General features: G+C 42.9%; 20 protein-coding genes. 13 read left to right on the top strand and 7 right to left on the bottom strand.

What is annotated here, in order from left to right:
• The first annotated feature begins 86 nt into the window (after positions 1 to 86).
• The 5 genes from COR50_RS12960 (at position 87) to bioB (ending at position 5,192) form a co-directional block, all read left to right on the top strand.
• Positions 87 to 539, top strand: a complete 453-nt coding sequence (locus COR50_RS12960) for a hypothetical protein (RefSeq protein WP_098194378.1) — start codon at positions 87 to 89, stop codon at positions 537 to 539.
• A gap of 85 nt (positions 540 to 624) precedes the next feature.
• A complete protein-coding gene (locus tag COR50_RS12955; protein ID WP_098194377.1) occupies positions 625 to 2,163 on the top strand; it encodes an acyl-CoA carboxylase subunit beta in 1,539 nt (512 codons plus the stop codon).
• A gap of 8 nt (positions 2,164 to 2,171) precedes the next feature.
• On the top strand, positions 2,172 to 3,047 hold the full coding sequence (locus COR50_RS12950; protein WP_098194376.1) for a UbiA prenyltransferase family protein: 876 nt from the start codon (positions 2,172 to 2,174) through the stop codon (positions 3,045 to 3,047).
• Positions 3,048 to 3,065: 18 nt separating this feature from the next.
• Positions 3,066 to 4,166, top strand: a complete 1,101-nt coding sequence (locus tag COR50_RS12945) for a M42 family metallopeptidase (protein WP_098194375.1) — start codon at positions 3,066 to 3,068, stop codon at positions 4,164 to 4,166.
• Between the two features lie 30 nt (positions 4,167 to 4,196).
• Complete coding sequence (gene bioB, locus COR50_RS12940; protein WP_098194374.1) at positions 4,197 to 5,192, top strand: biotin synthase BioB; 996 nt, start codon at positions 4,197 to 4,199, stop codon at positions 5,190 to 5,192.
• Positions 5,193 to 5,773: 581 nt separating this feature from the next.
• On the opposite strand, the gene aroQ is transcribed toward bioB, so the two are convergent.
• The 3 genes from aroQ to ytxJ form a co-directional block, all read right to left on the bottom strand.
• On the bottom strand, positions 5,774 to 6,190 hold the full coding sequence (aroQ, locus tag COR50_RS12935) for a type II 3-dehydroquinate dehydratase (protein ID WP_098196224.1): 417 nt from the start codon (positions 6,188 to 6,190) through the stop codon (positions 5,774 to 5,776).
• A gap of 22 nt (positions 6,191 to 6,212) precedes the next feature.
• Positions 6,213 to 6,779: a UbiX family flavin prenyltransferase gene (locus COR50_RS12930; protein ID WP_098196223.1), complete on the bottom strand. Its 567-nt coding sequence runs from the start codon at positions 6,777 to 6,779 to the stop codon at positions 6,213 to 6,215.
• Positions 6,780 to 6,908: 129 nt separating this feature from the next.
• A complete protein-coding gene (gene ytxJ / locus COR50_RS12925; protein ID WP_098194373.1) occupies positions 6,909 to 7,244 on the bottom strand; it encodes a bacillithiol system redox-active protein YtxJ in 336 nt (111 codons plus the stop codon).
• Between the two features lie 297 nt (positions 7,245 to 7,541).
• On the opposite strand from ytxJ, the gene COR50_RS12920 reads away from it, so the two are divergent.
• The 4 genes from COR50_RS12920 to COR50_RS12905 all read left to right on the top strand — a co-directional run bounded on the left by COR50_RS12920 (position 7,542) and on the right by COR50_RS12905 (position 11,531).
• On the top strand, positions 7,542 to 8,894 hold the full coding sequence (locus COR50_RS12920; RefSeq protein ID WP_098194372.1) for a UDP-N-acetylmuramate--L-alanine ligase: 1,353 nt from the start codon (positions 7,542 to 7,544) through the stop codon (positions 8,892 to 8,894).
• A gap of 45 nt (positions 8,895 to 8,939) precedes the next feature.
• Positions 8,940 to 9,710: a 3'-5' exonuclease gene (locus COR50_RS12915; protein ID WP_098196222.1), complete on the top strand. Its 771-nt coding sequence runs from the start codon at positions 8,940 to 8,942 to the stop codon at positions 9,708 to 9,710.
• A gap of 74 nt (positions 9,711 to 9,784) precedes the next feature.
• Positions 9,785 to 10,525, top strand: coding sequence for a polyprenol monophosphomannose synthase (locus tag COR50_RS12910; RefSeq protein ID WP_098194371.1), 741 nt, complete (start codon positions 9,785 to 9,787; stop codon positions 10,523 to 10,525).
• A 109-nt stretch (positions 10,526 to 10,634) separates the two neighbouring features.
• The gene (locus COR50_RS12905; protein WP_098194370.1) at positions 10,635 to 11,531 is read left to right on the top strand and encodes a DMT family transporter; all 897 of its coding nucleotides are present in this window, start codon (positions 10,635 to 10,637) and stop codon (positions 11,529 to 11,531) included.
• Positions 11,532 to 11,602: 71 nt separating this feature from the next.
• Here COR50_RS12905 and COR50_RS12900 read toward each other — a convergent pair whose 3' ends face one another.
• The 4 genes from COR50_RS12900 to COR50_RS12885 all read right to left on the bottom strand — a co-directional run bounded on the left by COR50_RS12900 (position 11,603) and on the right by COR50_RS12885 (position 15,719).
• Positions 11,603 to 12,070: a lipocalin-like domain-containing protein gene (locus COR50_RS12900; protein ID WP_098196221.1), complete on the bottom strand. Its 468-nt coding sequence runs from the start codon at positions 12,068 to 12,070 to the stop codon at positions 11,603 to 11,605.
• A 452-nt stretch (positions 12,071 to 12,522) separates the two neighbouring features.
• A complete protein-coding gene (locus tag COR50_RS12895) occupies positions 12,523 to 12,828 on the bottom strand; it encodes a GNAT family N-acetyltransferase (RefSeq protein WP_098194369.1) in 306 nt (101 codons plus the stop codon).
• Between the two features lie 10 nt (positions 12,829 to 12,838).
• A complete protein-coding gene (locus tag COR50_RS12890) occupies positions 12,839 to 13,738 on the bottom strand; it encodes a pirin family protein (RefSeq protein WP_098194368.1) in 900 nt (299 codons plus the stop codon).
• Positions 13,739 to 13,967: 229 nt separating this feature from the next.
• Positions 13,968 to 15,719 (bottom strand): DUF3472 domain-containing protein, encoded by a 1,752-nt coding sequence (locus tag COR50_RS12885; protein ID WP_098194367.1) that lies wholly within the window; start codon positions 15,717 to 15,719, stop codon positions 13,968 to 13,970.
• An 897-nt stretch (positions 15,720 to 16,616) separates the two neighbouring features.
• Here COR50_RS12885 and COR50_RS12880 point away from each other — a divergent pair.
• The 4 genes from COR50_RS12880 (at position 16,617) to COR50_RS12865 (ending at position 21,654) form a co-directional block, all read left to right on the top strand.
• Positions 16,617 to 19,454 carry an alpha/beta hydrolase family protein gene (locus COR50_RS12880; RefSeq protein WP_232516164.1) on the top strand — a complete coding sequence of 946 codons (2,838 nt, stop codon included), beginning with the start codon at positions 16,617 to 16,619 and terminating at the stop codon, positions 19,452 to 19,454.
• A gap of 209 nt (positions 19,455 to 19,663) precedes the next feature.
• Positions 19,664 to 20,524: a helix-turn-helix domain-containing protein gene (locus tag COR50_RS12875; protein ID WP_098194366.1), complete on the top strand. Its 861-nt coding sequence runs from the start codon at positions 19,664 to 19,666 to the stop codon at positions 20,522 to 20,524.
• 175 nt (positions 20,525 to 20,699) lie between these two features.
• Positions 20,700 to 21,161: a GNAT family N-acetyltransferase gene (locus COR50_RS12870; protein WP_098194365.1), complete on the top strand. Its 462-nt coding sequence runs from the start codon at positions 20,700 to 20,702 to the stop codon at positions 21,159 to 21,161.
• Positions 21,154 to 21,654 carry a cupin domain-containing protein gene (locus tag COR50_RS12865; protein WP_098194364.1) on the top strand — a complete coding sequence of 167 codons (501 nt, stop codon included), beginning with the start codon at positions 21,154 to 21,156 and terminating at the stop codon, positions 21,652 to 21,654. The genes COR50_RS12870 and COR50_RS12865 overlap by 8 nt, the downstream gene beginning before the upstream one ends.
• Positions 21,655 to 21,666: the final 12 nt, after the last annotated feature.

Raw genomic sequence — 21,666 nt, 5'->3', positions numbered from 1 at the left:
GCCACGTAACAAACGCGATGTTATGCCGTTATATTAACGGATGACGAAACTTTTGGATATTTCCTAAATTAATGTAGGTTTGTTATATGAAGAAATTGCTTTCATTTTTTGCCATAGCCTTGATCTTGGTTATTTCAGCTTGTTCGAAAGAAAGTAGCGGGGATTCAAAACCGGCGATATCCTTCAAGGAATTTAGTACGGATGTGCTGACATTGGACTTCCCCTCCGATTATAAATTTGGTATCACGCTCAATATTCAAGATAAAGACGGGGACATTGAAGACTCCGCGTTTGTAAAAATCCGTTTCCTCGATCCTCCGGAAGATAGGAACTATCAACCTTACCAAATGCCGGAACTCGGTGTTTACGGCGGTAAAGATATCGATGCCGAGCTGGTTTTATATCTAAACATGATCGATTTCAACAGGGATAACCAACCCGAGGTAGATTCCGTTTATTTCGACATCTTCGTTAAAGACCGTAAAGGGAATTACAGCGATACGATTACCACCCCTAAAATGGCTTACCATTCATTATAATCTTTCCCCATCCCCGAAATTATTAAAGGATACCTCCATGGGTATCCTTTTTATTTTTTAGCTTTACCCCTCATATTAGAAAACCATGGATAAAATCGAACAACTTCAGCAGCAAGTGGCAACAGCCCAATTAGGCGGTGGACAAGTACGTATTGACTCGCAACACAAGAAAGGGAAGCTGACCGCCAGGGAGCGCTTGCAACTGCTATTAGACGAAGGTTCTTTCGAAGAATTGGGTATGCTAGTACGTAACCGGAATAAAGGTATTACAGCCGAGCAAGAGCAATTTCTTGGTGATGGCGTAGTAACGGGTTATGGAACAATTAACGGTCGCTTAGTATATGTATTCTCACAAGATTTTACCGTGTATGGCGGTAGCCTTTCAGAACCCCATGCGGAGAAGATCTGCAAGGTGATGGATTTGGCCATAGAAAACGGCGCCCCGGTAATCGGGTTGAACGATAGCGGTGGCGCGAGAATCCAAGAAGGCGTTGTAAGCCTCGGTGGTTACGCGGATATTTTTTATAGAAATACGAAAGCATCGGGAGTAATTCCCCAAATATCTGCCATCATGGGCCCCTGTGCCGGTGGTGCAGTGTATTCACCTGCTATAACGGACTTTATCATGATGGTTGAACATAGTTCATATATGTTCGTTACAGGTCCTAATGTCGTGAAAACGGTGACCCATGAAGAAGTTACTTCCGAAGAACTCGGCGGCGCACAAACACATGCTTCTAAAAGCGGCGTGACCCACTTCGCTTGTTCCAACGAGATTGAATGTATACAATATATCAAGCAGCTATTAAGTTATATCCCGCAAAACTGCGAAGATAAAGCTCCCATGTACCCGTATACGACGGGCAATGAATCCAGGAAAGCTTTGAACACGCTCATCCCTTCGAACCCGAATCAGCCCTATGATATGAAAGAGGTGATCGAGGAACTGGTAGATGCTGAAAGCTTTTTCGAAGTTCACAAGGACTATGCAGAAAATATCATCGTGGGTTTTGCCAGGATTGCAGGCCGCAGCATTGGTATTGTAGCCAATCAACCCGCCCACCTGGCCGGCGTGTTGGATATCAAGGCTTCTGTAAAAGGCGCCAGGTTCACACGTTTTTGCGATTCCTTCAATATACCTTTGCTGGTATTAGTAGATGTTCCAGGATTCTTACCGGGAACAGACCAGGAATGGAACGGGATCATCACCAACGGCGCCAAGCTTTTATACGCCCTTTGTGAAGCCACCGTACCTAAATTAACGCTTACCACGCGCAAGGCATACGGCGGCGCATATTGCGTAATGAATTCCAAGCATATCGGTGCTGATTTGAATTTTGCATTTCCCCAGGCAGAAATTGCTGTAATGGGCGCAAAAGGAGCCGTTGAAATTATTTATAAAAAGGAAATAGATGCTTCCCCTAACCCGGAAGAACGGATGAATGAGTTGGTTGCCGAATACACGGAACGTTTCGCCAATCCTTATCTTGCCGCGGAAAAGGGTTATATAGATGAAGTAATCGTACCGGATCAAGCAAGGATTAAACTCATAAAAGGATTTGCCATGTTGGAAAATAAAGTGGTCAATATGCCACGGAAAAAGCATGGTAATATACCATTGTAATTAAGGCCATGTTCAAGGCATTATTTAACTTCATATTATTCAGCTCTATCTACATCGCTATTTGCGCAGTCTGCATGACCTGGCAAACAAACGTGCTTTTAGCGCTGAATTATGACGCGACGGACTATTACAAGTTTGTATTTTTCGCCACACTTTGCAGCTATAACTTTCACTGGTACCTTACCCCCGTGAGCCTGGATGCATCGCACCGGATACAATGGGGCGCGGGAAAGAGAAGGCTGCAAATGGCTTTTACGATCTTGGGAGGACTGGCATCGGCCTATTACGTCATACCCTTATTACAACATTGGTTCTGGATCGCCATCGCCATGGTAATGACCTTTTTATATTCCGCCCCGAAAATCCCACACCCGCTGGCCCGGCATTTACAAAAGGTGGCCTTCGGTAAAACCTTGTTCTTAACATTTGTCTGGACTTACGTAACCACTACGCTACCCGGATTGATAGCCGGAAATTGGGAATGGCTCCCGTTCCTAGCCTTGAACATACACCGCTTTTTCCTAATTTATGCAATCTGCATCCTGTTTGACTGGAGGGATAAGGTTCCCGACAAGGCAGCAGGTATCAGGAGCTTAATCACCTACATGGATGACCGTCACCTATTCATGTTGTATTTTGCTTGCCTGGCGGTATCTGGAATCGCAGCAATTTCGTTGCTGCCCCATACCCCTACTTGGATCGTAGCCACGCTGCTGGTTCCCGTGATTATTATAGCCACGATCCGCAAGTTTGCGCAAAAAAATACTAATGATTATGTTTATTATTTCGTATTAGACGGGATGATGGCATTTTCTGCATTCTTACATATTTTAACCTTAATACTATTACACCCCGGGGTTCGTTTAGAATACTTACATTTGTAACGCAAAATTCGAAGAGCTATGGCAAAGAAACAGAAATCGATCTTGAACAAATCATCCTTGGAGTTTTTAAAGACTTATCTCAATACCGCTGCTCCGACAGGTTTTGAGAAAGCAGGACAAAAAGTTTGGTTGAAATATTTGACGCCTTATATTGATAAACATATCGTGGATCCTTACGGTTCCGTGGTGGGTATTATTAACCCCGATGCACCGTTCAAGGTTGTTATCGAGGCTCATGCCGATGAGATTAGTTGGTTTGTTAACTACATCTCTCCTGAAGGTTTGATTTACGTAATCCGTAACGGTGGTTCCGACCAGCAGATCGCTCCTGCCAAAAGGGTGCATATCCATACGGAAAAAGGTGTGGTAAAAGGCGTTTTCGGATGGCCCGCGATCCATACCCGTTTAAAAAGCGGTGAAGGAAAAGAACCACAGCCTAAAGTAGACAATATCTTCATCGATTGCGGCGCTAGATCCCGTAAAGAAGTAGAGGATCTAGGCATCAAGGTCGGCAACGTGATTACGTTTGAAGATGGTTTCGATGAACTAAACTACGATTATTTTATCTGCCGCGCTATTGACAATAGGATCGGTGGCTTCATGATCGCGGAAGTTGCCCGCATGCTGAAAGAAAATAAGCAAAAATTGCCATTTGGTTTATATATTGTGAACGCTGTACAGGAAGAAGTAGGGTTACGTGGCGCCGAGATGATCGCCAAACGTATCAAAGCAGATGTTGCCATCATCACCGATGTTACACATGACACCACCACGCCGATGATCAATAAAAATATCGAAGGTGAAACCAAGTGTGGCGACGGTCCCGCAATTACATACGGGCCAGCTGTACATAACATACTAAGAGACCTGATCATCAAAACAGCAGAAAACGAAAAGATACCGTTCCAACTAAGAGCTACCAGCCGCAGTACCGGGACCGATACCGATGCTTTTGCTTATGCCAATGACGGTACGCCATCAGCATTGATCAGCATCCCATTGCGATACATGCATACAACGGTGGAAATGGTGAAGAAAAATGATATCGAGAATACTATTTTATTGATATATCATTCCTTGTTAAATATTACCCCGAAAACAAATTTCTTATACTTGTAAGGATTATTATCCAACAAAAATCTATCGAATATGGAAGATCTGCAAATACGCCACGATTGGACATTGGCAGAAATAAATGATATATATAACATGCCATTGCTTGAGCTGCTTTATAAAGCGGCAACAGTACACCGTCAATACCAGGCCACGGGGGAAGTACAAGTTTGTACACTACTCTCCATTAAAACCGGAGGTTGCCCTGAAGATTGCGCTTACTGTCCCCAAGCGGCTCGTTATAATACCGGGATCGATGTAAAATCTCTCATGCAAAAAGAAGAAGTATTGGCTTACGCACAGAAAGCGAAAGACGCCGGATCTACACGCTTTTGCATGGGTGCAGCGTGGAGGGAAGTACGCGATAACCGCGATTTTGACCGCGTGCTAGACATGGTCAAGGGCGTAAATGCAATCGGGTTAGAAGTTTGCTGCACGCTGGGCATGCTTACAGAAGAGCAAGCTCAAAAATTGGCTGATGCAGGATTGTATTCCTACAACCATAATTTGGACACATCTAAGGAGCATTACAACGATATCATTTCTACCCGTACGTACGATGATCGTCTGCATACCCTGGATAACGTGCGCAAAGCCGGTGTAACGGTTTGTTGCGGCGGCATTATCGGTTTGGGCGAGAAACATGATGATCGCCTGGGAATGTTGCATACTTTATCTACCATGCCTGAGCATCCAGATTCTGTTCCGATCAATGCCTTAGTGCGCGTGGAAGGTACACCGCTAGCACATTTACCGAAAGTTGAATTTTGGGACATGGCCCGCATGATCGCTACGGCACGTATCTTGATGCCGAAAGCAATGGTTCGGCTCAGCGCCGGGAGGGCCGAGATGAGCGTGGCAGAGCAGGCATTCTGCTTTATGGCTGGAGCCAACTCCATCTTCACTGGTGAAAAATTATTGACAACACCGAATCCTACTTTCGATGAAGATAAAATGATGTTCGAACTACTTGGATTAACGCCCCGCGAAGCTTTCAAAGAAGAAAAAGCGGAAAGCTGTTGCTCGAATTAAATGATGAATTTAAATATTTAGAGAGCTGTTGCTCGAATTAACTAATGAATTTAAATATTTAGAGAGCTGTTGCTCGAATTAAATGATGAATTTAAATCATTGTTGTCCGACTAAAATTGCATTAAATTTACTTGGATTCCTTACTTGGTCAAGGACATAAGCGAAGGATGATCTATTCAGCCCCGCCAACAAAACCGTGGAACTTCGCACCGTTGATAGCGAACGGCAGCTGAGCAATACAGTAGTACAAATGCTGGATCGAGCGATCAAATTGGCGGCCGTAATGGCCAATTTGTGCCCTTTTTGGGTACCTTTTTTGGGCAAGCAAAAAAGTACAAGAAACGGGCAGATGAACATTGAATCGAACTATTGAGGAATCAAATTGCTCCCCGGTTAAAATTTAGTCGGACAATAATGAATTAAAATATATAATTCGAGCAGCAGCTCGAATTAACTGATGAACTTGTTATAATAATAAATTGAAAGCCGCTGAATTCAGCGGCTTTCAATTTATTAAAGAATAAAAAAAGATTGAGCATCTTACCCAATCTTTTCCATATATGCAACAAATCATTTTTTCATCAGGGTAAGAAATATTGTAATCCAAGCTCGTACCCCTTCATTCCCAAACCGAAGATTCCGCCCACACATTTCGGCGCTATCAAAGAAGTATGCCTGAAGCTCTCCCTTGCATAAACATTAGAGATATGTATTTCCACAACAGGGGATTTAATACCGGCAATAGCGTCCCTAATTGCAACGGAAGTATGCGTATAAGCGCCGGCATTAATCAGGATGCCGTCAACTTCGAAGCCTACTTGGTGTAATTGGTTGATGAGCTCCCCTTCCACGTTACTTTGAAAATATGAAAATTCCACGGCGGGATATTTTGCCTGCAGTGCTTTATAATATTCTTCAAAACTTTCATTCCCGTAAATTCCGGGTTCTCTTTTCCCTAACAAGTTCAAATTAGGCCCGTTAATAATCGCAATTTTCATGATAACACAAGATAAGGAAAAGTTAAGATTCATTCCCCCAGCGGAATGTTTTTTGAGATAACCCGGCCAGGTCAATGACACGGTCAGTAACCGTCGCAGCCACTTCTTCTATCGTTGCCGGCTTGCTGTAAAAAGAAGGCGTTGCCGGGCATACGATACCGCCCGCTTCCGTGAGCGCCTGCATATTCTTGATATGAATTAAACTGTAAGGCGTTTCCCTGGCTACGCAAACCAGTTTACGGCGCTCTTTCAGGATTACATCGGCCGCCCTGGTAATTAAATCATTGGAAATGCCCTGCGCGATCCTTCCGAGCGTTCCCATCGAACATGGACAAATAATCATCGTATTATACAATCCGGAACCGGAAGCGAAAGGTGCATGAAAATCTTGTTGGGAATAAATCTTGAAGGGATGGTCATTATAAGAAGCATCACCTAATTCGGTTTCCCAAACGGTACGGGCATTCGTCGTCATGACCACGGAAACCTGGTCAATTTGATCTTTTAGCACCGATAATTTTTGCAATACCTGCCTCGCGTATATAGAGCCGCTTGCCCCCGTGATCGCCACAACAATTCTATGTTTCATTTCCATCCTTCAAATTTACGACAAAGCGGTACATTCCAACAAAAAATCCCCCCGGTCGCGGAAACATGTTTCGCAACTAGTGGTTTTTCATAGGTTTTGCCCGTAAGCGAAGATACTGGTTGAATGAATTTAAGATTGGGTGGCAACGGATTCTATCTCGTCCATGCTGATCGCGAAATGACTTTCCGAATAAATACACTCCCCGTTTTTAATCAGCAAAACCTGGGGCGATTCATGCGGAACATTAAATTTAGCCGCGATAAAGTCCGAGAGGTTCCTGTAACGGATCAAGTCCAGGAAATAAAATTCAATGGAAACAGTTGTAGCAGAGCGTTCCATGCGGTTTAAAACCATGCTGCTAATACTACAACGGGTACTGTGCTTGTAAATCAATACAGGCAGCTCGTAAGAGCGCGCTTGTAAGGATGTTAACCCGGCCTCTGCATTCAGCTCATGCCATTCCATACGCTAGCAATGATGATCTTGAATGGTTTGAGATTGCGTGATTTTGCTAGGACAACCCATTTGCCTGGAGGATGCACAAGAACCCATAACAGCAACTAATCCCACTAATAATACCGCAACAAGCAAAAAGCGTTGGTTCAATTTCATAAAATTTTACTTTAATTTAAGAACGATTTTTTTCATCACAAGCATGATTAAACTTTGCCATTCATTTTTTGTGATGTTATTTTGCAAAGATAACCAATATATTAAAAAAAACAACACTATGTTGGCGTAAGCCTCCAATAGTTCGAATATATGGCAAAAGTACATTTTATTGCAATTGGCGGGAGCGTAATGCACCAATTAGCCATTGCTTTGAAGAAAAAAGGTTACCAGGTAAGTGGTAGCGACGATGAAATCTTCGAACCGGCGCTTGGCAACCTAAACAAAGAGGGCATACTTCCCGCTCAAATGGGCTGGAATCCCGGCAATATTACGCCCGATTTGGACGCCGTAATACTGGGGATGCATGCCCGTGCCGACAATCCCGAATTACAAAAAGCGCAAGAATTAGGCCTAAAAATATACTCCTTCCCCGCTTACATCTACCAAGAAAGCAAGGATAAAAAAAGGGTAATCGTAGGTGGTAGCCATGGTAAAACCACTACAACCAGCATGATTATGCATGCCTTGCAGGTAAGTGGTACCGCTTTTGACTACCTGGTGGGCGCCAAATTGGACGGGTTCGAACAATCCGTGCAGGTAACCGGGGCCCCTATAATTGTTTGCGAGGGCGATGAATACCCTGCATCCGCTATAGAAAAACGGCCCAAATTCCATTTTTTGCACCCGCAGGTCGCAATTTTGACGGGCGTTGCTTGGGATCATATTAACGTATTTCCCACCTTCGAAAATTACAAGGAACAATTTGCTATATTTATTAGGACAATGGAACCGGGAGCCATCTTAATTTACAATGAAACGGATCCCGTGCTGCAAGAAATAGTGGTAAATGAAGCGCAACACTTGCAAAAAATACCTTATAACATCCCGGTTCACCGGGTAGATCAAGGTATTACAAGCGTAACTTTCAGTGAGCATACCGTACCTTTGCAGGTTTTTGGAGATCATAATTTACTCAACCTTCACGCGGCCATGCTGGCCTGCAAACAATTGGGTATAGGGGAAGCAGCATTTCTTTCTGCCATGCAAAGCTTCAAAGGAGCTGCCAAAAGGATGGAGTTAATCGGTAAAAATGATCAAACAGCGATCTACCGCGATTTTGCCCATGCCCCTTCGAAGGTTAAAGCAACGATCGCGGCAGTAAAACTGCAATTCCCGGGACGCAAGCTGATAGCCGTATTGGAATTGCACACTTATAGCAGCCTGAACGCAGATTTCATGCGGGAATACCTCCACGCTATGGATGCTGCAAATATTGCCGTAGTGTATTACAGTAGCCATGCGCTGGAGATCAAGAGGATGCCGGATTTAGACCCGGCCACTATCCGCGGCGGTTTCGGCAGGGAAGATTTAGTGGTGATAAATCAGCCCGCTGCGCTTCAAGCTTTCCTTGATCAACAACATTATGAACAGGCGAATCTCTTGATGATGAGCTCCGGAACATACGATGGACTAGATTTTCAAACCTTGAAAAAATATTTATAATTGGCTGACCCGGTTTTCGCCGGCGACATTTATATCGATAAAATTATGTGTGCATTACAACTGACAAGGCCCTTAGCCTTTATTGACTTGGAAACAACCGGTACGAATGTTGCGACCGACAGGATTATTGAGATTGCGATCGTGAAGGTATTTCCCGACAAAAGTTCTCAATCCAAAGTAAAAAGGATTAATCCGGGGATGCCCATCCCTCCTTCTTCGACAGCCATACATGGCATCAAGGATGAAGATGTTTCGGATGCGCCTACATTCAAGCAAATGGCTAACGAGTTGAGACAATTCCTCGATAATTGCGATATCGCCGGTTACAACTCCAACCGCTTCGATATTCCGATGCTGGTAGAAGAGTTTTTACGCGCCAACCTCGATTTTGAAGTGGGTAGCCGTAAATTTGTTGACGTGCAGAAGATTTTCCACCAAATGGAAAAAAGAACTTTAGGGGCCGCTTATAAATTTTATTGCGAGAAAGAATTGACTAACGCTCACAGCGCGGAAGCGGATGCTAGTGCTACTTATGAAATCTTGGAAGCGCAATTGTTGCGTTACGAAATTTTAGGCCGCGATGTTGATGCCTTGGCAAAATTTACCAAGGAAGATGATTACGTCGATTTCGCGAGGAGGATTATCTTCCAAAACGGTGTTGAAACGTTCAATTTCGGTAAATATAAAGGTCGCGCGGTAAGGGATGTTTTGAAAGTTGAACCCCAGTATTACGATTGGATGATGAAAGCCGATTTCCCTCTAAACACCAAGCAGAAACTCACGGAAATCTACCACAGTATGATGTTAAAAAAATAATAATGTTTTTTTAAAAGATACTAACTTGCCGTGAAAATGTGCTAATTTCGCGGTTTCATAAATGACCCAATCGATTGGAAAAGCTCGTCATCATACCTACTTATAACGAAAAGGATAATGTCCGGAAAATTATTGAAGCAGTATTTCAATTGCAGCAAGGTTTTCATGTGCTCATCGTTGACGATGGCTCACCGGACGGGACAGGACAAATAGTAAAGGAAATGCAGCACCAATACCCCGATCAACTTTTCATCGAGGAGAGAAGCGGGAAACTTGGTTTAGGTACAGCTTATATTCACGGTTTTAAATGGGCACTGGCAAGGGATTACCAATACATCTTCGAGATGGATGCCGATTTCTCGCACAATCCCAATGATTTACCACGCTTGTACAATGCTTGCAAAGTAGGTGGCGCAGATCTTTCCGTCGGTTCCAGGTATGTGAAAGGAGGTAAAACAGAAAACTGGCCCTGGGACCGGGCAGTACTGTCTTACGGCGCATCGATTTATGTTAGAACTGTGACCTGGATGCCTGTAAAGGATGCAACGGCAGGATTCGTATGTTATACTAACAAAGTGCTCAAAGCCATTAACTTGGATGCGATCCAGTTCGTCGGTTATGCTTTCCAAATAGAAATGAAGTTCACGGCTTGGAAATTAGGTTTTAAAATTCAAGAAGTACCCATTACCTTCGTGGATAGGAAAGAAGGCTACTCCAAGATGAACAAGGGGATTATCAAGGAAGGTATCCTGGGCGTCTTAAAAATTCAGCTGCAAAGTTTATCTGGCAAATATCCAGGTAAAACAAAGAAATAACAACAGCACGATATATACCCGCTAAAGGTATCAGCATATTAAAGTGCTTTCAACATATTGCCCCGGCAAGTTGGAAGCACTTTTTTAATACGAGATCAATTGATTTTGCATGAAAAAGGCATTTCTACAATTACACCTTTCCGTTTTCCTGGCAGGCTTTACAGGAGTTTTCGGGAAACTGATCAACCTAAGCGAAGGAGTCTTGGTTTGGTACAGGTTGCTGATTACCGTGGTGAGCATGTATTTATTATACCGCTGGAAAGGCTCTTTACCCAGGATACCCAGGAAAGAAGTTATGCCGGTGGCCTTAACAGGTTGTATCGTGATGCTACACTGGTTGTTTTTTTACGGGAGTATCAAGTATGCTAATGTTTCGATCGGTGTTGTTTGTTTTTCATTAACTAGCCTATTCACGGCGCTATTTGACCCTATTATAAACAGGAAGGCTTTCGATAAAATAGAGCTGCTTTTAAGCCTGCTAACATTGTCAGGTATATTATTGATCTTCCATTTCGATACGCAATACCGTACAGGTATTATCCTCGGCATCATTTCCGCGATGTTTGCCGCGTTATTTACCGTGTATAATAAGCGCTGGGTAGCCCGTTTTGACACCAAGGCAATTACATTTTACGAGTTGGGCGCCGGGTTCGCAGGATTAACGATCTTGATGCCCTTATACCTTTGGCTTTTCCCGGGTGTTAAATTGACTCCCAGCATCCAGGATACTACTTTCCTTATCATACTGGCTTGGTGCTGTACGATATTGATGTATCAATTATCCATGGAAGCATTGAAGAAAATTTCTCCCTTCACCGTGAACCTGTGCTTTAACCTGGAACCTTTGTATAGCATCCTGCTGGCCTTTATCCTATTTAATGAAGGCAAATATTTACATAAAGGTTTTTATGCGGGCTTAGCGCTGATCGCATTATCGGTAATATTACAAATGTTGAGAGTTGCCAGGCAAAGCAGGAAAGATAGCTTGGCAGGAGTAGCCAATTAAACAAGCCGGTATAACCGATTCCCGTATCTTTTCTTGCAACCGGGCCGTTTATGATCGGCATATAAAAGTTGCTATTCCTTCACGTAAATCTCCACAATTTCATGGTAAACATCGAGCGAGTCAATCTTCTCAACTCCTTTTTGCATGAGTGTATCATTGCTCCGGGTTAATGTAAATGTGAAATCGTTATTTTCCCAGCCCCTTGCGTTGCAAAACTCCAAATGCTCCTTGTAATCGGTCCCATCCAAACTATAGGTCCCGCTACCTGCTGCAAAAAAGGCGTTGGTAGAATCCGTCCCCTTGCTAAGGTCATGTTGGAAGAAGGCAAAATGCGAACCGTTAAATATCTTGATGATCTTCCGTTGTTGCCCGGCAACCGGGTATGTAATGGTGGTATCATTTTCTTTTATCAACTTGCTGGACACAAGTTTCCAAGTTCCTTCAATTCCAGTCTTAGTATTTTCTTCCACGGGCTTATCCGGTTGTTGACAAGCCATGAGGACCGGGAATAATAGGGCAAATAGTATCTTTTTTTTCATAAACGTGCTGATTTGTATAATAGATTTGTAAAGATATTTTACCAAGGTAAACAGGAATTGTAAATATGCTAACAACTATTTTCTTCCATGAACCAAGATAAAATATTCTTTATTAATTTTTCCAGGTATTCAGCAAATAGTACGCGAAACCCTGGTCTTAAAATTAACTGCGAGGATATTTTTTAAATACGTGCTCCCTTTTATTAGTTTGTATACATGTTAACTTCTCTGTTCCCCCGGAGATAGCTACGAAGAAAGGAGCTGAATTGGCTATTACGGTCGCTTGTTTGATCGCGCGACCAAGCTTATGTACTACTGCTTTTCCAGGTTTCAATACGACCGTTAATGAAAATAGTATTCATTCCCCGCTTTCGACCTTCCGGGTGGTATTATCTTCCCAAGTTTCGTGTTATTCCACTTTTAACACCGTGTAAATCGTAAAACATGCATTATTAATTGCTATGTCCCGCGGCAACGATACGGTTCCATTCGGGATGTTTCTGCAAATAGGCTACGACTAATGGGCATAAAGGAATCATCTCGAAGCGGTTGGCTTCCAGGTAATCCAATGTTTTTTCGATCAAGGCCGTGGCAACTCCCTTACCTTGTAATTGTTCAGGGGATTCGGTATGGATCAACCATATTTTACCATGCCGTTCCTTGAAGTCGATAAAAGCGGTATGCCCGCTGACAGTCAATTCAAACCTGTGGGTTTCGTCATTTTTAACTAGTGGTAATTCCAAGTATTCTGCTTTCATAATCTTTATATTAGGAGTTAGACGATGCGGGTCTTGATTTATCTTCCGGTAACGGAACAAAGCCTGTTTCACCGGGCACTTGTCCGAAACCTTGCCGTTGCCATCTTTCTTTAGCCGCTTCAATTTTATCCTTACTAGAGGAAACAAAATTCCAATAAATGAACCGCTCTTCCGGAAATGCCTCACCACCGAAAATGAAAACCGTGGTATTAGCTTCCATTGTAAAACTGCACAACGATGCATCTTTTGCTACCAGGATATGTTTCGGTTCGTAAATATTTCCATCACTTTCAACGGAGCCTTGCAAAATATACATCCCAGCTTCACCAAATAAGCCGTGGCCAATATTAATTTCTTGCTTCGAAAGACTGTGTATTTCCAAGAAAAATTGCGGGCTATAAGTTGGTACGGGGGAAACATGCCCCAGCACCTCCCCTGCTATTAGCCGGAAAGTCACATCCCCTTCTTCCCAATACGGAATTTTAGTTGCTTCAACATGGTGAAAAGTGGGATCCATATCCTCTATATCCTTAGGTAATGCCACCCAAATTTGTAAACCATGGATGGATTTATCAGAATGCCGCAAGTATTCCGGCGTTCGTTCTGAATGCACGATACCTTTGCCCGCCGTCATCCAATTGACCGCCCCGGGTTGAATTTCCATCTCTGTACCCAGGCTGTCTTTATGCATGATACTACCTTCGAAAAGATAGGTTAAAGTAGACAAACCTATGTGCGGATGCGGAGGTACATCAAAATTTTCATGGTTGCTCATCGCCGCGGGCCCCATGTGGTCAATAAAAATATAGGGCCCTACCATCCGTTTTCCCTGGAACGGTAATAATCTCCCTACCATGAAGTTGCCTATGCTACGGGGTCTTTCCTCAATTATCAATCCAACATTTGACATAATTAGTAATTTAATAGAATAATAACACGGTGACTATTTCATTGCGATTAACAATTTCAATATATACCCTGGGAAACGAATTTCTGAAAATTTTGCAGTATTATCAATAATATTGACCTGGTAAAAAAAATTCTAACGTCTTATCCCGGTTAACATTAACAGCAAATGGCATCCAAAGAATTTTTATATCCTTGTGAATGCCATTTGAACTATAATTAAAAACTATGATTTAAGGCAAAGTACTAAAATTGATAACCGGTGCACTGGCGGTATTCGTATAATTTAATACGGTATTAGGCGCTACGATGGTATTAAAGAACCCGCCGTTTTGCAAGAAATAACCGTAACTATTGGTTCCACCCATCGCGTCTATTCTTTGATTTGCGGAATAAGTCCCATCTACGGTGAACTTTGCAGCATTAACCTTCATCCATGAACCTGCCGCTGTATAAACCCATTGATTCTTATAATTTGCCGTTCTGCCATGGTAACCATTATCAGGCGAGAAATTCTCCAAGAAGCTATGGAATCCCTTGAGATAGGTATTCGTATACGGCCGTTTAAAACTCGCTATCAACTGCCAAGAACCGGGCGACGGAGCATAAAACCAAGCTGTGAAATCTGTTTTACCTGTCCCATCGGGAACGCCTTTCAATAAGAATTTATAAGTCGTTGCAGACGACCAGTTATAAACGAGGTAACTTTGTCCCCCCGCACCTTCATTGCCAAACTCCCCTACGGTCACACCTGTACCTTTACGGTTCAAAGTAATTTTATAATCTTCCGGGATGGATGAAGGATCATCCGTGCTATACGGGCTCCATACGGAGAATAATATTCTCCTTTCACTGGCTGAATTAACCTGCATACCGAAATAACCTTGGGAGAAACCATCGGCCATAAAATAGGAGCCGATTGGGTCTTGCCCGCTCGGCACTTCCAGCTCGCAATAATAATATGACACATCTGAAGAAGTCGGTAAGGTATAGCCAAGATGGCAAGAAGGTCCGCGGCGAGCCCAGTAATAATAATCCGGATCATCAGAATATACCACGCCGTTAGCTACAGCCGAGCCACCCACGATGATATGCGATACATCCCCGAAATAAGATCCCGTTTTAGATACCCCTTGCAAGTCAACCCTGACATAACCCGGCGTATCAATATCAAATTCCCCTACGTAATAATCCTGGTAACTGGATCCACTCATATTTAGGTTTTGGCTTGTGCCGTTAACCGTAACTTTTACCACGCTACTATTCCCGGAAGGGGCAACTTTAGCTCGGAGGCTAAGGCTTAGCTTACCCGTATCATTTACCCTCACATAAGCACTGGCAATGGCCCCGCCGTTGGTCCAGTTAGCCAAGCCATTAGAGCCTATTAACTCGCTGGCGCCACCCGGTAAAGTTGTAATGAAAGCATTCCCGGCAAGCGCCACTTCATAAGATGGCCCGGAGCTACCATTCATCGCGGATCCATCAACGATGATGTGGGACAGGTCAGCGTAATAGCCCCCGGTTTTGGATACACCTTGAAAGTCGATGCGAACCGTTTTGGGAGATGATATGCTAAAGCTACCCACGGTGACTTCATGAAATGTGCCACCCGAGATAGCAACATTTTGAGAAACACCATCGACGGTAACCTTGATGACGCTATTATTTCCATCCGGTGCAACTTTCAAGATCAGCTTAAGATCGAGGTTGCCAGCATAAGGAACTGCCACATCGATACTGGTTATCGTGCTTGCACTGGTCCAATTGGCCAAGCCGTTCGAGGAAGTAATAACTTCGTATGCTCCCGATGCTTTATAGGTAAAATAAGCGTTTCCATACAACGGAATTTCAGTACTGGTTGCCGACATGACTGATGCATCGAGGTTCGATAACTGTCCTGCTGAGCCTGCATCTAAAATAGCTTGGTTTTTTTGACATGACAATAGCATAGCTATGCCAAACATAAAGAATAGCAATTGTTTCATGGATGATTTGTAGGTTTTAAATGTTGAGATATTGTAAGCTATCTTTATAAATGTATCTAATACGTTTTAAAATTCAAAATATTATTATTCACATTTATACGGATTATAAAAAATATTGAACTAACTAATTGTGCTACAGTAATTATTGATATGATATTTTTTTTAGAAAGTCATTCATACTGGTAATTATTTATAAGAAGTACAGTAATTATAATGACCAGGCAAATATTTTCGGTCATTGTTGTCCGGCTAAAATTGCATTAAATTTACTTGGATTCCTTACCTGGTCAAGGACATAAGCGAAGGGTGATCTATTCAGCCCCGCCAACAAAACCGTCGAACCTCGCACTGTTAATAGCGAAGGGTAGCTGGGCTATACAGTAGTACAAAAGTTGTATTGAGCGATCAAATTAGCGGCCTTGATGGCCAATTTGTGTCTTTTTTTGGTACTCGTTTTTTGGGTAAGCAAAAAAGTACAAGAAACGAGCAGATGAACATTGAATCGAACTTTTAAGGCGATGATAATTTTTTCGTTGAAAATTTAGTCGGACAATAATGATTTTCAGTTATAAATTAATTATTGTGAAGATCATTAAATTGACATATCAATTTAAATACTTATTACACCCAAATGTCAAAACTTATATTTCCTTCTTTATTTACTGGTAATAATCGATCAAATTTCTAACAACACCTGATGAACCTATACTGCATTTCATCCGGCGGATAGCCCTCTCCTACTTTTATTTCCATGGTTGCACCGGAATATTAACCCTAAAAACGCAGCCCAACGCTTGTTCATCCGTCAAGTAGCTCATTCATCCCAATTTTAACCTAGAAGTCCCCAGATTCATTAACTTAGGGGCAAGTCAACCAAAATACGATAACATCTAAACCATGAAGAAATACATTAATTGGCTGAGCTGCTTGATGGTAGCCGCCCCGATGTCAATTTTAGCACAATCTAAAAAACCGCTGGACCATTCTGTTTACGACGGCTGGCAAAACATCGGTCAACAGAAAATTAGTACCGACGGGCATTGGATTTTATACAATATAGATGTCCAAGAAGGGGATGACCAGCTTGTTATTAAAAGTACAAAGGATCAAACAACCTACTTGGTAGATCGCGGTTACAATGGGAATTTTTCATTTAATAACCAATACATGGTTTGTTCGGTAAAGCCGCATTTCAAGGATCTCCGGCAAGCTAAGATCGATAAGAAAAAGCCTAATGAAATGCCGCACGACAGCCTAGTTGTACTCAACTTAGCTTCAGGAATCGTGGAACGTATAGCGGATGTGAAATCATACGCGGTAGCCGAAGAAGGCGGGGATGTATTTGCTTACCAAAGACATCCGCAAAAAGATACTACCCATAAAAAGAAAACAACTGGAAATGAAGCTGAAAAAAGTGATGCGGCGGCTCCTTATTTTGCACCGCCACGCGGTGGGAAAGATAATGATGAAGGGAGTTTAATCATCCGGAAATTCGATCAGAAGTTTGCTGACACGCTGGAAGGAGTGAGTCATTACGAGTTTAACAGGCCGGGAAGTTCCTTGTTGATCGTCAAGGAGAAAACTAAAAAGGATTCCCTTTCCGCCGTAGGGTTAGCGATCTGGATGGTAGATAAACGCGATACCAAATTTATCAGCTACGGTGATGGCATGTATAAACAATTCAATTTCGATAAACGAGGAGAACAAGTCGCATTCGTTGTTTCAAGGGACAGCAGCAAGGCTTTACAACACTTCTACGAACTGAAATATTACCAGCCTAAACTCGATAGCGCTGAAACCGTTGTAACTAATGCTTCCCCTGGAATACCCCGGGGCTGGGGCGTTTCAGAAAACGGGAGAATTAGTTTTAGTGATGACGGTTCTAAATTATTCTTCGGAACAGCGCCTATTCGTCCACCGAAAGATACTAGCATCGTGGATTTTGAAGTTGCCAAAGTTGATATCTGGCATTACCAGGACGATTATTTACAACCGATGCAACTGAAGAATTTGGACCGGGAGCTTAAACGTACCTACACGGCGGTATATTACCCCGCTTCAAATAAGTACCTGCAACTATCCGACGGGGACCTGGAAAATATCCGTTTGACACAGGATAAAAATGCTACTTACGCCTTGGGCTTTACAGATAAGGGTAACCGCATCCGCATGCAATGGACCGGTAGTACTTTGAAGAAATTATATGCCGTAAACACGGAAACGGGCGCTAAAACCTTGATCGTTGACAACCTGGATTCCTACGGTGAAATTTCTCCTTCAGGCAAATACATTACCTGGTACGACCAAAATACAAAGCAATGGAATGCTTATGAAATTGCTAGTCAAACTACACGTGTAATCACGAAAGAGATACCGCAACCTTTATACGATGTTGAGAATGATGTTCCGGACGCCCCGCGCGCCTATGGTATCGCTTGCTGGTCTGAAGATGACCAGTCCGTTTTCATTTATGATCAATACGACATTTGGCAAGTTGACCCCAAAGCCGGCAAGGCGCCATTTATGATTACAGGCGGATACGGGCGCTCGCATAAAACCCGCTTGCGTTACGAGCGCTTAGATCCGGAGCAATATTTCGTTAGCACTAAGGATACCTGGTACTTGGAAGCATTTAATGATACATCTAAATACAGTGGTTATTTTACTTACAATGCGCGCCGTAAGAAAGCTTTGCAAGAAGTGATAATGGCTCCCTTTGCCTACCGCTCTTTACGGAAGGCAAAAAATGCTTCTTATTTCACCTTCACGAAGAGCACCTACGAAATGTCTCCGAATGTTTTCGGGGGAAAAGATATCGCGGATGCCACCCAGTATAGCCAGATCAACCCACAACAGGCAAATTATAATTGGGGTACAGCCGAACTCTATACCTGGACAACTTTTAAAGGACATAAAAGTACGGGGATATTATACAAACCGGAAGACTTTAACCCGGGTAAAAAGTACCCTGTACTACTTTATTTCTACGAGAAATTGTCGGACGGGCTATATAATTACCAAGCTCCTGCTCCCACTCCATCACGCTTAAACATATCATTTTTCGTAAGCCGCGGCTATATTGTTTTCGCACCGGACATCACTTACGAGAAGGGGCAGCCGGGAGAAAGCGCTTACGATTATATCGTGAGCGGGGCAGAGAGTTTAACCAAATTGCCCTATATCGATGGTAAAAATATGGGCATACAAGGTCAAAGCTGGGGCGGTTACCAGGTAGCTTATTTAATAACCCGCACCAATTTGTTTAAAGCAGCATGGTCGGGCGCCCCAGTTGCCAATATGACCAGTGCATATGGCGGAATCCGCTGGGGAAGCGGGATGAACCGTCAGTTCCAATATGAATTAGGTCAATCAAGGATCGGGGCAACACTCTGGGAAGACCAGGAAGCATATATTGCCAACTCACCCTTATTCCATTTGCCAAATGTTGAAACGCCCGTAGTTATCATGGCAAACGATGGTGATGGCGCTGTACCTTGGTACCAAGGTATCGAGATGTTTACCGGTTTGAGAAGACTGGGGAAACCTACTTGGTTGTTGAACTACAACAATGATGAACATAACCTGATGATGCGTCAGAACCGGAAAGATATACAGCGGCGGGAACAACAGTTCTTTGATTATTACCTCAAGGGCGGACCGAACGTTGAATGGATAAAATACGGTGTTCCCGCAACAGAAAAAGGGATCGATTGGGGTTGGGATACCGTGAAATAACAAGTATGATATAACTTTTCGATAGGCGGCTGAAATTCATTTTCAGCCGCCTATTGATTTTCAAGCAATTATAAACAGATCAAAATTTATCGCCCCGGCTATTTAAAAATTTTCATGCAAAACGATTTATATGTGAATAATATTGTATATTTACTATAAATTTAGAAAACCGAAACTATCCTATTGCTTCATATTAATGCCTTGCACCTATGAAAAGCCAGTCAAAACTTGCTCAATTGTCATTGCGACCTTATGTACAGCAATATACTTATGTTGAGATGGAAAGCTGGGATGAGCTGTCCCACCATCATAAGTTGTTTACCCTCGGTGAACAATCGCTCGTATTTATACTTTCCGGTTCCATTACATGCCAGCCCTGCGAGCACGTACCGTTTGAACTACCGAAGGCGTCCGTAGTAGGACCGTTCAGTTGCAAACAAACCACGAAAGTTAGCGGCCCGGTAAAAGCATTCGTGGTGCGCTTGAACACTTACGGCGCTTATCGCCTCCTAGGTCTGAGCATGGATACCGTTGTTAATTATTACAGGGACCTGCTGAAGATAGATTTTAACTTTTGGCAAAATATATGCGATTCAATATCCTCGGCAAGATCATTCGACGAAATGATCCGCTTGATGGATAGCAGCTTGATACAAAAAATGCAATACCATACCTGCTATTTAAAAGAAGTTGATAGCATGATTCATTATATGGAGATGCAGAAAACGGTAATAGACTGGGATGCCATGGCTAAATATTTCAAAACTTCCCGGCATACATTGGAAAGACAGTTCATGGAAGTTACCGGTCTTACCCCTCAAATGTATTGCAGGATTACGCGGTTTACCGCAACGATGCAGCAGGTGCATAAGCTGCATACGCCGGCATGGCGCCATGTATTGGCCCAAAATGGCTATAGCAGTCCTTCGCAATTCGTAAAAGATTTTTATTATTTCGGTTCCAATAAAAATATTCTAGCAACGCAAAAAGATCGAAAACCGACAATGCAGATTTCTTTCAGGAAGATTCAGCAAGTAGCACAATCATTGTACCCTGCTGCTGCTAGCTGATCCTTTCAATAAGGACACTTTATCAATATTGAGCCGGCTTCATTTTTGGAGCCGGCTTAATTATATTTAGCTTCCAGCAATTATTTGGGATTTATGAATTGCACTGATTTTTGCTTGGCTTTGTTTTTGGGATGGAGATACTTATTAAAAGATTTATTTTCGTTGAAAAATAGTTATGGATGTGTATGAAGTTTTGTCTGATGGGTTTAAGCTGAGTACCGATAAGGATTTGCTGGATTTAGAATTGATTTACAAGGTATTGTCTGGTACCTATTGGGCTGAAAATATCCCGGTAGAAGTTATAGCTAAATCTGTGGAACATTCTTTATGTTTTGGTTTATATCATGGCGGTGGGCAGCAGCTGGGCTTTGCCAGGATGGTTACCGATAGAGCCACCTTTGCATATTTGGCAGATGTATTTGTTATTCCTGGTTACAGGGGAAAAGGACTGTCTAAATTCATGATGAAAGCTATCTTGGAACATCCGGATATGAAGGGCTTGAGAAGAATTATGTTAGCCACCCGGGATGCACATGGTTTATACAAACAATTTGGATTTACGGCGGTGCCCAACCCTGAAATTTTCATGCAAATTCATAGACCCAGCATTTATAAAAATCAAATTCAAAATGACTAAGTCAGCCCAATACTGGAAATCTACTTTAGGCTTGTTACCTCATCCTGAAGGCGGGGCCTTCAAAGAAACTTACCGTGCTGCTATTGAAATACCAACCGATCGCGGTACACGGCATGCTTCCACAGCAATTTATTTTTTGCTTGAGGCGGGGCAATTTTCCGCCTTTCACCGCATCCGATCCGATGAGATGTGGCATTTTTATGATGGTGTGCCCCTGCATATTTACGAGATTCAAGTTGACGGTACCTTTATTTTACATAAGCTGGGAAATGCAGCAAGTCAAGGTTGCCAATTCCAAGTTGTAATACCGGCGGGTAGCTGGTTCGCAGCCAAGGTGGCAGAACCGGGCGGGTATAGTTTAGTAGGCTGCACGGTATCTCCCGGGTTTGATTTCCAGGATTTTGAAATGGCAGAACGGAACCGTTTACAGTCACAATTTCCCGAACATGCAACTTTAATCGCGAGCCTAACATACGAACAGAAGCCATCATAAAATTTTCTTATA

The organism is Chitinophaga caeni (assembly GCF_002557795.1).
GTDB lineage: Bacteria > Bacteroidota > Bacteroidia > Chitinophagales > Chitinophagaceae > Chitinophaga > Chitinophaga caeni.
The sequence above is the reverse complement of the archived record's forward strand: the minus strand, read 5'-3'. Positions and strand labels throughout refer to the sequence as shown.

What these genes read in the sequence shown, in the direction of transcription:
- COR50_RS12960 (WP_098194378.1), top strand. Translation starts at nt 87, where the DNA reads ATGAAGAAATTGCTTTCATTTTTTGCCATAGCCTTGATCTTGGTTATT.
- COR50_RS12955 (WP_098194377.1), top strand. Translation starts at nt 625, where the DNA reads ATGGATAAAATCGAACAACTTCAGCAGCAAGTGGCAACAGCCCAATTA.
- COR50_RS12950 (WP_098194376.1), top strand. Translation starts at nt 2,172, where the DNA reads ATGTTCAAGGCATTATTTAACTTCATATTATTCAGCTCTATCTACATC.
- COR50_RS12945 (WP_098194375.1), top strand. Translation starts at nt 3,066, where the DNA reads ATGGCAAAGAAACAGAAATCGATCTTGAACAAATCATCCTTGGAGTTT.
- bioB (WP_098194374.1), top strand. Translation starts at nt 4,197, where the DNA reads ATGGAAGATCTGCAAATACGCCACGATTGGACATTGGCAGAAATAAAT.
- aroQ (WP_098196224.1), bottom strand. Translation starts at nt 6,190, where the DNA reads ATGAAAATTGCGATTATTAACGGGCCTAATTTGAACTTGTTAGGGAAA.
- COR50_RS12930 (WP_098196223.1), bottom strand. Translation starts at nt 6,779, where the DNA reads ATGAAACATAGAATTGTTGTGGCGATCACGGGGGCAAGCGGCTCTATA.
- ytxJ (WP_098194373.1), bottom strand. Translation starts at nt 7,244, where the DNA reads ATGGAATGGCATGAGCTGAATGCAGAGGCCGGGTTAACATCCTTACAA.
- COR50_RS12920 (WP_098194372.1), top strand. Translation starts at nt 7,542, where the DNA reads ATGGCAAAAGTACATTTTATTGCAATTGGCGGGAGCGTAATGCACCAA.
- COR50_RS12915 (WP_098196222.1), top strand. Translation starts at nt 8,940, where the DNA reads ATGTGTGCATTACAACTGACAAGGCCCTTAGCCTTTATTGACTTGGAA.
- COR50_RS12905 (WP_098194370.1), top strand. Translation starts at nt 10,635, where the DNA reads ATGAAAAAGGCATTTCTACAATTACACCTTTCCGTTTTCCTGGCAGGC.
- COR50_RS12900 (WP_098196221.1), bottom strand. Translation starts at nt 12,070, where the DNA reads ATGAAAAAAAAGATACTATTTGCCCTATTATTCCCGGTCCTCATGGCT.
- COR50_RS12895 (WP_098194369.1), bottom strand. Translation starts at nt 12,828, where the DNA reads ATGAAAGCAGAATACTTGGAATTACCACTAGTTAAAAATGACGAAACC.
- COR50_RS12890 (WP_098194368.1), bottom strand. Translation starts at nt 13,738, where the DNA reads ATGTCAAATGTTGGATTGATAATTGAGGAAAGACCCCGTAGCATAGGC.
- COR50_RS12885 (WP_098194367.1), bottom strand. Translation starts at nt 15,719, where the DNA reads ATGAAACAATTGCTATTCTTTATGTTTGGCATAGCTATGCTATTGTCA.
- COR50_RS12880 (WP_232516164.1), top strand. Translation starts at nt 16,617, where the DNA reads ATGAAGAAATACATTAATTGGCTGAGCTGCTTGATGGTAGCCGCCCCG.
- COR50_RS12875 (WP_098194366.1), top strand. Translation starts at nt 19,664, where the DNA reads ATGAAAAGCCAGTCAAAACTTGCTCAATTGTCATTGCGACCTTATGTA.
- COR50_RS12870 (WP_098194365.1), top strand. Translation starts at nt 20,700, where the DNA reads ATGGATGTGTATGAAGTTTTGTCTGATGGGTTTAAGCTGAGTACCGAT.
- COR50_RS12865 (WP_098194364.1), top strand. Translation starts at nt 21,154, where the DNA reads ATGACTAAGTCAGCCCAATACTGGAAATCTACTTTAGGCTTGTTACCT.